The 731-nt window shown below is 42.7% G+C and carries 1 protein-coding gene and 1 pseudogene; both read left to right on the top strand.

The features are described 5' to 3' along the window. The coding region (locus tag DSM106972_RS46825) for a DNA N-6-adenine-methyltransferase (protein ID WP_267901234.1) at positions 1-198 on the top strand (198 nt) is incomplete at its 5' end. 54 nt (positions 199-252) lie between these two features. Beyond that, positions 253-731, top strand: a pseudogene (locus DSM106972_RS52935) (hypothetical protein); the annotation flags it as partial.

The raw sequence follows: 731 nt of genomic DNA, 5'->3' as shown, positions 1-731 counted from the left end.
TCAGACAATTGGTACACGCCACCTTACATTGTTGAGTTGGTTGTGCAGGTATTGGGTGAGATTGACCTCGACCCATGTGCAGAAGTTGGTAAGAAAATTCCCGCGCGCGAACATTACACAATAGATTTCGACGGATTATCCAAACAGTGGCATGGTCGCGTATTTTTAAATCCACCATACTCGTGTCCTGGTAAGTGAATTGCCAAACTCATTGAAGAACTTACAAGTGGTCGAGTTACAGAAGCTATTGCATTGGTACCCGGCGCCACAGATACCAACTGGTTGTCACCTGTTTTAAAAACTCAACCAGTTTGTTTTTGGAAGGGACGGATTAAATTCTTAGACCCCAATTACGAACCAAAGCTGCCCGCGCGGCAATCGCATGTGTTGATTTATTGGGGAAGTAATAGCGCGCGGTTCTCTGAAGTGTTTGAGCAGTATGGTGTATTGAAACTATCAAATCATAATCGTAATAATGACCAAGTGCTAGGGGAAAATTTAGGACATCCTATTTCCCATAGCACTCAAGAGGAACATGGCGCCCGAACTATTGATTCGGGCTTATCATTATCAATTTCTTCTAATACTCAACTAAGTAATGACCATGAGGTGCTAGGGGAAAATCTATCACATTCAATTTCCCCTAGCACCCACGATGAATACGGCGCCCAAACTATTGATTCGGGCTTATCATTATTAATTCCTTCTAATACTCAACTAAGTAGTGACTC

The sequence above is a fragment of the Dulcicalothrix desertica PCC 7102 genome, assembly GCF_003991905.1.
Taxonomy (GTDB): domain Bacteria; phylum Cyanobacteriota; class Cyanobacteriia; order Cyanobacteriales; family Nostocaceae; genus Dulcicalothrix; species Dulcicalothrix desertica.
The sequence above is the reverse complement of the archived record's forward strand: the minus strand, read 5'-3'. Positions and strand labels throughout refer to the sequence as shown.